At 55.7% G+C, this 12,314-nt stretch carries 10 protein-coding genes, 1 riboswitch and 1 other annotated feature; of the genes, 4 read left to right on the plus strand and 6 right to left on the minus strand.

Annotated elements, in window-relative coordinates:
- Positions 1-343: 343 nt before the first annotated feature.
- The 4 genes from N0M98_RS23535 to N0M98_RS23550 form a co-directional block, all read right to left on the minus strand.
- Positions 344-820, minus strand: a complete 477-nt coding sequence (locus tag N0M98_RS23535; protein WP_249865044.1) for a YbaK/EbsC family protein — start codon at positions 818-820, stop codon at positions 344-346.
- A gap of 41 nt (positions 821-861) precedes the next feature.
- On the minus strand, positions 862-2,415 hold the full coding sequence (locus N0M98_RS23540; RefSeq protein WP_259619364.1) for a 2-isopropylmalate synthase: 1,554 nt from the start codon (positions 2,413-2,415) through the stop codon (positions 862-864).
- Positions 2,416-2,512: 97 nt separating this feature from the next.
- Positions 2,513-2,745: a binding site (T-box leader), on the minus strand.
- Between the two features lie 73 nt (positions 2,746-2,818).
- Positions 2,819-3,748, minus strand: coding sequence for a DMT family transporter (locus N0M98_RS23545; protein ID WP_259619365.1), 930 nt, complete (start codon positions 3,746-3,748; stop codon positions 2,819-2,821).
- Positions 3,749-3,858: 110 nt separating this feature from the next.
- The gene (locus N0M98_RS23550; protein ID WP_259619366.1) at positions 3,859-5,922 is read right to left on the minus strand and encodes a helix-turn-helix domain-containing protein; all 2,064 of its coding nucleotides are present in this window, start codon (positions 5,920-5,922) and stop codon (positions 3,859-3,861) included.
- Between the two features lie 161 nt (positions 5,923-6,083).
- On the opposite strand from N0M98_RS23550, the gene N0M98_RS23555 reads away from it, so the two are divergent.
- Genes N0M98_RS23555 through sdaAA form a run of 4 tightly spaced genes read left to right on the plus strand, consistent with a single transcriptional unit; the run spans position 6,084 to position 10,482 of the window.
- Positions 6,084-7,358 (plus strand): MFS transporter, encoded by a 1,275-nt coding sequence (locus N0M98_RS23555; RefSeq protein WP_259619367.1) that lies wholly within the window; start codon positions 6,084-6,086, stop codon positions 7,356-7,358.
- Positions 7,359-7,413: 55 nt separating this feature from the next.
- Complete coding sequence (locus tag N0M98_RS23560) at positions 7,414-8,871, plus strand: M20 family metallopeptidase (RefSeq protein ID WP_259619368.1); 1,458 nt, start codon at positions 7,414-7,416, stop codon at positions 8,869-8,871.
- Positions 8,872-8,911: 40 nt separating this feature from the next.
- Positions 8,912-9,583: an L-serine ammonia-lyase, iron-sulfur-dependent subunit beta gene (sdaAB, locus tag N0M98_RS23565; RefSeq protein WP_259619369.1), complete on the plus strand. Its 672-nt coding sequence runs from the start codon at positions 8,912-8,914 to the stop codon at positions 9,581-9,583.
- A gap of 23 nt (positions 9,584-9,606) precedes the next feature.
- Positions 9,607-10,482 (plus strand): L-serine ammonia-lyase, iron-sulfur-dependent, subunit alpha, encoded by an 876-nt coding sequence (sdaAA, locus tag N0M98_RS23570; protein WP_259619370.1) that lies wholly within the window; start codon positions 9,607-9,609, stop codon positions 10,480-10,482.
- Positions 10,483-10,615: 133 nt separating this feature from the next.
- Here the strand turns inward: sdaAA and N0M98_RS23575 are convergent, their stop codons facing one another.
- Both N0M98_RS23575 and N0M98_RS23580 read right to left on the minus strand, forming a co-directional pair.
- On the minus strand, positions 10,616-11,419 hold the full coding sequence (locus N0M98_RS23575) for a transglutaminase-like domain-containing protein (RefSeq protein ID WP_259619371.1): 804 nt from the start codon (positions 11,417-11,419) through the stop codon (positions 10,616-10,618).
- A gap of 14 nt (positions 11,420-11,433) precedes the next feature.
- Positions 11,434-11,525, minus strand: a riboswitch (cyclic di-GMP riboswitch).
- Between the two features lie 65 nt (positions 11,526-11,590).
- Complete coding sequence (locus tag N0M98_RS23580) at positions 11,591-12,307, minus strand: class D sortase (protein WP_259619372.1); 717 nt, start codon at positions 12,305-12,307, stop codon at positions 11,591-11,593.
- Positions 12,308-12,314: the final 7 nt, after the last annotated feature.

Raw genomic sequence — 12,314 nt, forward strand, 5'->3', positions numbered from 1 at the left:
CTAAATGATCTTCAGGGATCCAATCGCTCAAATACATCGGAAACAATTCACCTTGTTCCGTGGAGTAAGATTTAAATTTTGCCATAAACCACACACCCTTTTTTACCAGATAAACAGATTACAGTTAAGTTTCGCGACGAAACTATGCTTTTCCTGTTTCGTCGGACAGACTCCTAAAAGCGTGCTGAAAAAGTCCGCGCGGGAGCGCGCTCCGCGGTGCCGAACGGACCGCGCAGACGCCCCCAGCTTGTTGCGGATAAATCAAGCATGTTCCATTCCCTTGTTCTTGCTGCCGCAAGCTCCCCTGCCCCTGCTTCGACCAAAGCCGGAGCCATTCCTGCCTTTACCCGATCGGCATCACTTGCCCGCCCGTCATTGCGATCAGCTCCTCCGGCTTCAGCTTGAACACGGCCTTCGGATGGCCGGCCGCCGCCCAAACTTGGCCGTACTGCAGCAAATCTTCGTCGATCACGGTCATAAGAGCTTCTTTATGACCGATCGGCGATACGCCGCCGATAACGAATCCGGTTCGTTCCCGGACGAAATCCGCATCCGCTTTGCCCAGTTTGAGATCGAGCGCCTTGCCAAGCCGCTTCTCATTAATCCGGTTTACGCCGCTCGCAACGACCAGCAGCGGCCGGTCCGTTTCTTTGACCCGGAAAATGATCGACTTCGCAATTTGCGCCACCTCGCAGCCGATGGCGTCGGCGGCTTCCTGGGCTGTCCGCGCGCTGTCCGGCAGTTCTACGACGGTATGGGCAAACCCCCGTCTCGATAATTCGTTTTGCACCCGGTCGGCGCCTTCGTTTAAACCGTTCATAGCCTTAAATCTCCTTTCTTAGCTTACGTTCCTTTCTTAGCTTAAGCCCCGGCTCCCGCCGCTTCGACCGAAGCGTCCAGCAAGGCGCCGTTGACCGCATTCAGGAACGCATTGGCGCTCGCCTTAATAATATCGGTATCCATCGCGCGGCCGGAATACGTTTTGCCTTGATATTGAATCCGGATATTGACGCGGCCGATCGCTTCCTTGCCCCGGGACAAGCTGTTGATCTTGTAATCCTTCAGCTCGACGTCCAGTCCGGCAAGCGATTTGATGACGCTGTACAGCGCGTCGATCGGACCGTCTCCGACTTCGCTGCCTTTGAGCACTTCGTCCCCTTTTCTCAACTGGACGGTAGCGGTCGGACACAGGTCGTTGGTTACGACCTGGAACGATTCCAGCTCATACAGCTGTTTGTCGCTGTTGCTGACGGTCCTGTGGCTTGTCACCAAGTAGAATACATCGTGATCGTACACTTCCTTCTTGGCGTCGGCCAGCGTCAGGAATTTCTGGAACAGCGCTTCGAAGTCCGCTGCGTCGCTCGTGTCAAAGCCCATTTTCTCAACGGCGTTCTTGAACGCGTGGCGGCCGGAGCGGGCCGTCAAAATCAGCTCCATGCTATCGGCTCCGACATCCTCCGGCGACATAATTTCGTACACCTGCTTATCCTTCAGCAGACCGTCCTGATGGATACCGGAAGAATGGGCAAACGCATTTTCGCCGGTGATCGCTTTGTTCACTTGCACGTCGAGACCGGTCAGATGAGTCACCAGGCGGGAGGCGCGCAACAGCTCCGTCGTTCGGATATCCGTATACGCTTTATAGGCGCTTTCTCTTACTTTCAGACCCATGACGACTTCTTCCAAGGAAGCATTGCCCGCGCGTTCCCCCAGGCCGTTGATCGTGCATTCGATTTTATCCGCTCCGTTACGAATTGCGCTGAGTGTATTAGCCGTAGCCAAACCGAGATCGTTGTGGCAGTGCACGCTCAAAATCACTTTGTCGTCCAAGTTTTTCAGACGCTCGTTAATCCGGCGGATGAGGTCGCCGAACTCCTCCGGTACGGCAAAGCCCACGGTATCCGGCACGTTAATCATCGTTGCGCCCGCTTTGACCACGGATTCGATCGTTTTCCACAAGTACTCGAAATCCGATCTCGAAGCGTCCTCCGTCGAATACTGCACGTGAGGCAGCAGCGTTTTGGCGTATTTGACCGCATCGACGCCCATTTGCATGACCGCTTCCTTGGAGCGGTTAAATTTTTTCTCCACATGAATGTTGGAGGTGCCGAGCACGATATGGATCAGCGGATTTTGCGCTTCCTTGATGCTCTGATAGACGGCGTCGATATCGTTTTTGACCGCGCGGGCCAGCGCCGTAATCGATACGGCGTCCCCTACGGTGCGGACGATTTCCTGCACGGCCTGAAAGTCTCCTTGAGATGAAGCGGGGAAGCCGGCTTCGATAATGTCCACATTCAGCCGCTTCAATTGCACGGCCATTTCTATTTTTTGATGCACATTCAGCTTGGCGCCGGGAACTTGTTCCCCATCGCGCAGCGTCGTGTCCAATACGATAATTTTACGGTGCGTCATCTTCAATTCCTCCCAAATAACGGATTTTAATCATATATATGTGAAGCGGTGTTGACTAAACCCGGACTTTAGCCAACAAAAAAACCCCGTCTCTACGTATAGAGACGGGGTTGAACCCGCGGTACCACTCTAATTCATTTCCTTGCCGGAAATGATCTTCTTCGATGGCAATCACCATCTATCCCTGTAACGGTGGAACTCCGGCTTACCCTACATGATCAGGCAGCTGTTCATAGACGAGTTCGAAATGACGGACGCTGCCGTTTCGCACCTGCCAACGGCTCTCTGAAAGGTCAAGTCACTTCTACTATTTCTAATCGTAACATTTGGTTTTGAAATTAATGGTTATTATAGGGCATGATTTTTCGTTTGTCAACACCCTATGTGGGAATAAATTGCCGGCTTATCTTTGCGCCTGCTGCCCGCGAGTTCTCGCGGGTAAGCCCGCCCCGCTTCCGCGCGGCTTCCGGTTTACGAAATAAATGCTGCAAACAATCAGCACCAGTCCCGCCAAGAGCGAGACGGTAAACGGCTCATGCAAAAATAATGTTCCGGTCAAAATCGCTACAAGCGGGATCAGGAAAGTGTAGGAAGCGACCTTGCTCGCTTCGCCGGAATCGATAAGCTTGTAGAACACCAGCCATCCCATAGCAATAACGAAAATCGAAATAAACAGCAGGCTGACGATAAAAGCAGGCTTCCAGCTAATATCGGACCAGCGCTCCACGCCGCTGCCGAGCAGCGTCATGAACAGCCCGCCGGTCATGAGCTGAAGCGTGACGAGCCAGATCGGATCAACGCGGGAGCCCGTTTTCTTTACATAAATCGTTCCGAGAGCCCAACTGAGCGCCGATCCGAGCGCAAGCAAAATGCCGGCGACGGAAATATGGCCCGAGAGGCCGCCCGCTCCGCTGCAAATGACGCCGACGCCGACGAATCCGAGAATCAAACCGGCAATTTTCAGCCCGTTCATCGATTCGCCGAGCCAGAGCCACGAGAAGATACCGACCAGCACCGGCTGCAGAAATACGATCGCCGAGAACAGACCGGACGGCAAATATTCCAGACCGATCGTTTGCAGACCGTAATAGAGCACTACGTTGACCAGAGCGGATACGAGATATATCGGCCAAGTCGCCCGAAAGTTCAGCTTGCCCATCCGGGGTATGGCGACGAAGAGCAGCAGGATTCCGCCGAGCAGTGTTCTTATCCCGGAGAACAGCACCGGAGGCATAAAGGAAAGCGCAAATTTGGATAACGGCCAATTGACTCCCCATACGATAACTAAAAATAAGATCAGCAATACCGATTGCAGCTTGCTTAACTTGCGCACATCCATTTCCCCTTGTAAATCAATCATATGTTTTAGGCTAATAAACTACTATACGCCTCTTCCAACGAGTTATCAATGCCATTTATTGCACGTGCGGCACGGTTCAAAGCTCAAGCCTCGTCGCCGCCCGTGCTCCGCAAATAGCAAGCCAGCTGCAGCTTAAGCATATGCTCAGGCTCATCGAAGGAGAGCCGAAGCAGCTCCTCAATCTTCCGAAGCCGCTGGTACAGCGTATTGATATGAATGTGCAGCCGCTCCGCCGTCTGCCCCGCCGACCGGTTGCACGCCATATAAGCAAGCAGCGTTTCTTCCAGTCGGCTGCCCTCCTGAGCGCGGAGCGGTCCGAACACTTCGTGGATAAACGTATGCAGCTCTTCCTCCGGCTGATGAATAAACAACCGGTTAATGCCGATCTCCGAATAGCTGAGCAGCCCGGTCCGATGCTTCGAGGCCATGTACGACAACGCCTTGTCCGCTTCGTTATAGCTTTTGGCTACGGCCGTCAGCCCGACATAACCGGAACCTGCCCCGCCGCGCAGCGCCGAGCCTCCTGCCTTCCCCCACTCCTGAATCATCCGGCGGCATGCCTCCAGCGCATCCCCCGGAGCGCCGGACGCAGGCAGTTCCATCAGCAGCGTTACTTTGTTGCGGAATCCGAACACTACGGGAGCGCGGTGCCCCAGCTTGCGCTTGGCAGTCCCGACTAACCGGTGTACCTGTATATTCATCAGCTGCATATCGGTCACGGAGGCAAGCTCCAAAATGACGACCGTCAGCAGTTGTCCGTCCTGCAGTCCGAGCTCTTCCCCTTTTTTGCGCAAAATACCCGCGTCTTTTTGCAGCAGCAGCTCGTTGAACAGTTCATTCGTCTTTTTATAATAAAAATCGGAGAGCGATTGCTTCCGCACCATTTCCAGCGCAAGCACGGCGCTACCCTGCTCAAGCACAAGCTGGCCGATCGTCGTCAGCTCCGTCTGCAGCTCGACCAGAAGGAACCCCAGACAAGCGTTCATCGCCACGATCGGATATACGTAATGAAGCTGCTTGCCCCCGTCCGACTCCAACGTATCGTATAGCGGCGAGCGAATCGAGCCGAATCGTTTCTCCAGCTCGTCGATTTGGAATCTGTTCCGCCATCGCTGCCGCTTCGGATAATATTCGGCCTCCAACAAGTCGACAAACACGATCGGAAGCCCGATCATTCTCCCGAGCTCGCTGACAATGAAGTCGGCTCCTTTGTTTTGCAGCGTCAGTTTCATCAGTGTGGCGTGAATTTCGTCGCGCTTGACGAGCGTCCTGTTTTGACGGCTGACATTTTGGAACAGGCGCGCGTTGGTGATCGCAATCGACACCTGATCGGCGAAGCCCAAAAGCAGCTTCAGATCGTACTCGGTAAGCAGCGGGTACGCTCCGTTCTGATACACGATCAGCACGCATTCCGTTTGACCTTCCACCGCTATCGGCACGCTGATGATCGACCGGGTATTCGTAAAATTATAGGAGCCCATCAAGTAAGCCATGTTTTGTTCGGAAATGGATGCCGAATCCTTGAGAATATCTTGTTGATTCGTATACAGCCGCGGCTTGCCGTCCTGATAAGTCATCCCGATGATTCCTTCGCCGATGCGCATGCGCATAAGACGCGTTCCCTCGCTTAATTGGCCGACGGAGGTGCGTGCCGTCAAGGCGCCGAGCTTCTCGTCGTACATCCAGAGAACGCCCATGTCGGTCGACGGAATGACCGCCATGGCGTTATTCAAAATTTGCATCAGCAAATCGTCGAGTTCGAGAATCGAGGTGATCGCCCGGGTGCTCTCCGCCATTTTGAGCATAATGTACTGCTGCCTCTCTATCATCAGCTCCGCATAATACGGGTACACGGTTATGAAAAGCCTCGACCGGTCCAGCTCCGTAAGAGACACCGGACGGAATCTGCGAAATACGAGGCATCCCCGGTTAGGGTAGGTGAACCAGGTTTCGAGCACCTCGCCGTCGCTCCTCTCCTCTATAGCTCCTTCCGTTTCGGAGGGAATGCCGAGAGGCGGGCTTTCCGCTTCTCCCCCTTTGCTGTGCAGTAAGCGAAACGGTTCTCCCCCCAAGCTGAACCAAAGCTGGCATGAATCTTCGGGTAAAATTCGTGTTATATTTTCTATCACCGTGTTTAGCGCTTCCATTCATTTCATCTCCGTTTTCAATGTATAAAATTCTATATTAATTAGAGTAATTATATATTTTTATACATTGAGTGAAAAGTCTGAATTATTGTATCTTTAGTTTACGGAAGTTTTAGTAACATTTTATTACACAATTCCGCCAAGGAAGGAAGAAGCCCATTATGACATCCGTAAACGCTGGAAAGTGGAAGTACATTATCCTTCTGCTGCTGTTCGCGGGCTGGTCGCTAGGCAATCTTGACCGGTTCGTCATCAATTATGCCGTGCTCGGCATTACGAAAGATTTAGGTTTGAGCGCTTCGGCCACGGGCGTGCTGCTCAGCAGTTTTTTTGCCGGGTATGCTCTTATGCAAATTCCCGGAGGGTATTTGGCGGACCGTTTCGGCTATCGAAACGTGATTCTGATTTCGGTGCTGATGTGGTCCGTCTTCACCGTTCTGACGGGCAGCGCCTGGTCGCTTACTTCCATGATCGTCATCCGCTTCTTGTTCGGCATTGGTGAAGGCGGCTACTTCCCCTCCGGATCTAAAGCCCTTGCCAGTTGGTTCCCGCAAAACGAGCGGAGCCGCGCCATGTCGTTCATGCTCGCCTCCGGAGCGATTATGGGCGTAATCACTCCGATTTTATCCACCCATCTGATGACTTCCGTCGGCTGGCGGTCGATGTTCTACATGATCGGCGCCTGTGGCATCGTGATCACGCTGCTGCTGTTCTTCTTCCTGAAGGAACGGAAAGCGGATGCGCTGCCGGGGATGGCCACAGAGCAGGCGGCCGTCAAACCGAAGGCCCCGCTCAAAACCGTGCTGAAAACGCCGATGATTTGGAACTTGTTTCTCGCTTATTTCAGCGTATACGCGATTAACTGGGGACTGAATTCCTGGATGCCGACGTATTTGGTTAAAGCCCGCGGCCTCGATATGACGTCCGTCGGTTACTTGTCGGCTATCCCGGCCTTCGTAGGCATATTCGGCATGCTGCTGAGCGGTTACATTCTCGATAAGCTGCCCGCCGGCAAAGACAGGCTTGCCGCCGGCATTCTGGCGCTCGTTACCGGGGGCCTGCTCTATCTGATGGGATCGGCTTCGAGCATTCCGATGTTCATTGCGTATCAATGTTTGGTCGGCGTCTTCTTCGCCTTTATCTCGACGCTGATCGCTTCGGCCTCGCTCAAATCGATGCCCGCCGAGCTTGTCGGCTCCGCCAACGGCTTCATTAATACCGGGGCGCAGGTCGCCGGCGTGCTGACGCCTATGCTGATCGGCTTCATGGTCGACGCCTTCGGCGGTTCGTACAATGCCGCCTTCATTATGCTCGTCGCTTTCGCCGCGCTTTGCGCCGGAGCCTTGTTTACAGCCAGGGCGAAACCTGCGGCTTTCTCCGGCCTCCAAGCGCGTACGGCGGCTTATGAGGAATCGACCGGCGGCACGAATATTTAAAATATGAGTTTTGTTTTCGCCGAGCTTATAAAACCACCTTGGGAGGGTATATCTGATGGAAACTTTAACGCAGCTTATTTCCGAACTTGTCGATCGTAAAAGCGCCGTATTTACCGAGGTCAGCGACCGCATATGGGAATTCGCCGAAACCCGGTTTGAGGAAGCGCAATCCGCTGAGCTGCTGGAGCAAACATTGCGCAGCGAAGGATTCGAGGTCGAGCGCGGCGTCGCCGGACTAGATACCGGCTTTATCGCCAGCTTCGGCAGCGGCGCTCCGGTCATCGCGATATTGGGCGAATACGACGCTTTGGCCGGGCTCAGCCAACAAGCCGGCAGCGCGGACTACTCGCCGATAACGCAAGGCGGCAGCGGACACGGCTGCGGGCATAATCTGCTCGGCGGAGGCGCCTTAACGGCGGCCGTCGCCGTCAAAGACTACATGCGGCGGCACGGTATCGCCGGCACGGTGCGCTACTACGGCTGTCCCGCCGAGGAAAGCGGCTACGGCAAAACGTATATGGCCCGCGAAGGCTTGTTCCGCGACGTCGACGCGGCGTTCTCCTGGCATCCCGGCCCGGTGAACGCCGTCATGCACGGCTCCTCGAACGCCGTCATTCATGCGACGTTTCACTTCCGGGGGCGCAGCTCTCATGCCGCCGCATCGCCGCATCTCGGACGCAGCGCGCTCGACGCGGTGGAGCTCATGAACGTAGGCGTCAATTATATGCGCGAGCATATGATCAGCGAAGCCCGGGTGCACTATGCCATTACGAACAGCGGCGGCTTGGCCCCGAATGTCGTACAGCCTGAAGCGGAAGTCACTTATTTGATCCGCGCCCCCAGAACCTCGCAAGTACGCGAGCTGTACGCCCGCGTACAAGATATCGCCCGCGGCGCGGCCTTAATGACGCAGACGCAGATGACCAGCCGTCTGGAGGGCGCCTGCGCCAACCTGATTCCGAACGCTGCGCTGGAGCGCGTAATGCACAAATATATGACGGAGCTGGGCGCCCCGGCCGCTACCGAGGAGGAAGTTCGCTTCGCCAAGGCGATCTACGATTCGACTTCCGCCGAGGATAAAGCGTCGGCCGCCGCGCAAATCGGCAAACAGCTGGCTGCCGAGCTCTCGGAACGGCCTATCGCTGAATTTATTGCGCCTTATGTGGAAAAACTGTCCACCATGGCCGCCTCCACCGATGTCGCCGACGTCAGCTGGAATGTTCCGACCGCTCAGTGCACCACGGCGACATGGGCGTTCGGCACGCCGTTCCACACCTGGCAGGCCGTCGCTCAGGGACAATCGTCTTACGCTCATAAGGCGATGCTGCTCGCAGGCAAAGTAATGGCCTGCGCCGCAATCGAAGCTCTGCAAAGCGCCGAGCTGCGCGCGCAAGCCAAAACCGAGCTGCTGGAGAGGCTGGACGGCGAGTCTTACGACTGCCTCGTGCCATCCGACTGCAGGCCGCCGCGGCTTGCCGAGCTGACCGAGACGGCAGCCCGTCTGTTCGCTTAACGAAAATCAAATTCTTCTTATGTTTCGGAGACGATGACTCATGCGATTTAAAGATGTCTTTTCCATTATCGGTCCGGCGATGGTCGGACCTTCCAGCTCGCACACGGCGGGCGCCGCACGGATCGGCCGGGCGGCCCGTCAGCTGCTCGGAGAGCCTCCGGGACAGGCGCTCATTACGTTCTACGGCTCCTTCGCCGCAACCTATGCGGGGCACGGCACCGACCGCGCCATCGTCGGCGGGCTGCTCGATTTCGCGCCTGACGATCCGCGGCTGCCGGATTCGCTCATCATCGCCGGGCAGCAGGGCATCCGCATCGCCTTCGAGCAGGGGAAAGGCTTGTATCCCCATCCGAATACGGCCAAGCTCGCATTATCGTGCCCGCTGAACCAAAAACAGCTGACGGCGGTAGGAACGTCGATCGGCGGAGGCAATATCGAAATCGTGGAGATTAACGGCTTCAGCGTGAAGATGACCGGCATTTATCCGACGCTGGTGCTGCGCCATTACGACTGGACCGGCGTCATCGCCGACATTACGCAGCTGCTCCGGCTTACCGGCACCAATATCGGCTATATGTCGGTCGACCGCAAAAGCCGCAGCGGCGACGCACTCACCGTCCTGGAGCTGGACGGCGAGGTGCCGCCGGAGCTGATGGAGCAGCTGCGGCGGCTGCCCGCAGTCCAAACGATCCAGCTCGTCAATTTGCAATAAATGATAGATAGGAGGTCCTCATCATGAATTTTCGTACCTTGCAAGAGCTGGCCTCCCTGTGCCAAGCCAGAGGGCTCGGCATCGGACCGTTAATGCTCGAAGAGCAGGCCGCCGAATCCGGACGCGACGCCCGTCTGGAATTCGCCAAGATGGCCGATTACTACGCGGTGATGAAGGATGCCGTTCAGCGCGGGCTGCACGAGGACACGACCTCCCGCAGCGGCTTGACAGGGCTTGACGCCCAGCGGGTCATGGCCTACCGCGGCATGTCCGATCCCGCTCTCGGCGCCGATGCCAGCCTGGCGATGGCATACGCGCTCGCCGTCTCGGAGGTGAACGCCTCGATGGGCCGCATCATCGCCACGCCGACGGCCGGCTCCTGCGGCATCATCCCCGGCGTCTTCGTCAGCTGCCAGCAGCGCTTCGGCTGGAGCGACGAGCATATGACCTACGGCTTGTTCGCCGCGGGCGCCATCGGATATGTGATCGCCAATAACTCGTTCGTATCGGGAGCGGAAGGCGGCTGCCAAGCCGAGGTCGGCTCGGCCATCGGCATGGCAGCGGGTGCGCTGACCGAGCTGCGCGGCGGCACGCCCGCGCAAGCGGTGCACGCCGTAGGCCTCGCGCTCAAAAACTCGCTTGGGCTCATCTGCGATCCCGTCGGCGGGCTCGTCGAAATTCCCTGCATCGTACGCAACGGCTTCGGTGCGGTGACGGCGCTCGCCGCCGCCGACATGGCGCTGGCCGGAGTCCGCAGCGTCATCCCGTCCGACGAGGTGATCCAAGTCATGCTCGAGGTCGGCTCGGCCATGCCGGAGAAGCACCGCGAAACCGCCGGCGGCGGTTTGGCGCAGACGCCTACCGGCCGCCGAATCATGAGCGAGCTGAAGGGCAAATAGGCGAAGCCTCTTCCGGCTCCTCCCTGCAACGCAAAGAAGCAGATCGTCTCCCTTAGGGGAGCGGTCTGCTTATTTTGTTTATTCGCGAAACTGCGGCTTATGTAATCCAATATATAGGTTTTCATAGATTCATTTAATAGATTTGGGCGATGGTATAATCCGCCGAATCTTTGATCATCTCGGGGGCTTGTCCCTTTTGCACGCGGGCCGCATCATACGTTGTGTCTATCGTGACCCATTGCCCGCTGTCCTGCAAATAAATTTGATTCCAGGCGTGATATACATCGGGAGCATCGGCGGCATATCCCATAACCAACCGGGTCGGAATGTGCTGGCTTCTGGCCATCGCCGCAAACAGCGCTGCATAGTCGTAGCAAATCCCTTCCGCCGTATCGTATACGATGTTCAGATCGGGGAGATAGGCGGTTGTGACGGAACGGGCCTTCTCATTATCATACCGGATGGTATGCGTAATATAAGAATAGATCGCCTCCGCTTTCTCCTTATCCGTCAAGGCGTCTTCGGTCAGCTTCGCCGTCTCGGCGACGGCCCTCGTTTCTCCATTCCAGTCAACGAGCTGAATCGGCTGTAAAAACACTTCGTTTTCGTCGGCCATCTTAAGCTCTATGCTTTCTTGCCCGACGACTTTATATTGATTATCGCTTATGAACTGGGCGATCAGGACGTTATACACGCCGTTGCCCCATTGCAGCGGGTAACGGGCTCCGTTCGCCAGATTGTAGTCGGATGTATCGTCGCCTTTCGTTATTCTAACGATGGCTTTCGTATCGGTCTTGCCGGTATAGCGAATCGTTATGATTCCTTTATCCAGAGAGCTCCGGTCAATGACATAAGGTACGGCGGCGGCGTAAGCTGCCGTTGGCAGTGCCATCAGCATAACAGCGATGAACAGCATCGCCAGCTTCTTTTTGAACATAAAAAAGCTCTCCTTTCGGTAACTGGCTGCCAACTTAGCGAATATCGCTAAGGAAGGCCCTTTAGCTTTGCGTCTCCAGCTTTCGCTGGATTTGCCTTTATCGGTTGAAAGCACCGAAAAAATATTTAATATAGTAAAATTATAGCATAGTTGCGCAGTAATGAATAGGCTTCACTGCTTCTCTATTAATGTTCCCTTAACCACAAGACGATGCGTCGGGTTTTCCATAGGATGACAGGTGAGCAGCGAAATTTCTTTATCTTTGCCGTTGCCCTTCAGTACCCAGACATCCTCCGGGAGCACGTACAGCTTCTCTTGAACTTGATATCTGTACTTCTGCTTGCCCGTATCGACCTCGATTACATCTCCCTTATCCAATTCGTCCAGCCTGTTGAAATTTTTCCCGTACGTCAGGTTTCTATGGCCGGCGATGGCATAGTTCCCTACGGCTCCCGCCTTTCCCGTGCCTGCAATGCTGGCTGCGGAAAGCTTCAGGTGGCCGGGAGTCGCATCCGTTATTATCGGCAGCTTCAGATCGATCTTGTCGATGATCAAAATTCCTTCGACCTGCTCCTTAAGCAGCGCGTCCTGCAGAGCATCCGGCTCGTTCTCCGAAGATTGCGGCTGACGGCTCGCTTCCGTTTCGTCCGCCGGCGTTCCGTCTGTGGTCGCCGGAGCCGGAGCGATAACCGCGGATATCGGAACTGGGGCCGCCATAGGCTTCGTACTGGCCGTATCGTCCGCCTGATCGATCTGCTTCATCGTTTCCGTCCACTGCTTCAAAAGCTGCTGCTGCCGGTAAGTCTCGTAACGATCGCTCACCGTCGGGTACAAAAAAACGATGATTCCGAGGCAGATGCACAGCATGGGCAGCATTTTTTTGATCATCCGAGCC

The sequence above is a fragment of the Paenibacillus doosanensis genome (assembly GCF_025060755.1).
Lineage (GTDB): Bacteria > Bacillota > Bacilli > Paenibacillales > NBRC-103111 > Paenibacillus_S > Paenibacillus_S doosanensis.

Bases quoted from the DNA above. Each gene is read 5' to 3' on its own strand.
- N0M98_RS23560 (WP_259619368.1), top strand. From the start codon at position 7,414: ATGGAAACTTTAACGCAGCTTATTTCCGAACTTGTCGATCGTAAAAGC.
- sdaAA (WP_259619370.1), top strand. From the start codon at position 9,607: ATGAATTTTCGTACCTTGCAAGAGCTGGCCTCCCTGTGCCAAGCCAGA.
- N0M98_RS23550 (WP_259619366.1), bottom strand. From the start codon at position 5,922: ATGGAAGCGCTAAACACGGTGATAGAAAATATAACACGAATTTTACCC.
- N0M98_RS23580 (WP_259619372.1), bottom strand. From the start codon at position 12,307: ATGATCAAAAAAATGCTGCCCATGCTGTGCATCTGCCTCGGAATCATC.
- N0M98_RS23575 (WP_259619371.1), bottom strand. From the start codon at position 11,419: ATGTTCAAAAAGAAGCTGGCGATGCTGTTCATCGCTGTTATGCTGATG.
- N0M98_RS23540 (WP_259619364.1), bottom strand. From the start codon at position 2,415: ATGACGCACCGTAAAATTATCGTATTGGACACGACGCTGCGCGATGGG.
- N0M98_RS23555 (WP_259619367.1), top strand. From the start codon at position 6,084: ATGACATCCGTAAACGCTGGAAAGTGGAAGTACATTATCCTTCTGCTG.
- N0M98_RS23535 (WP_249865044.1), bottom strand. From the start codon at position 820: ATGAACGGTTTAAACGAAGGCGCCGACCGGGTGCAAAACGAATTATCG.
- sdaAB (WP_259619369.1), top strand. From the start codon at position 8,912: ATGCGATTTAAAGATGTCTTTTCCATTATCGGTCCGGCGATGGTCGGA.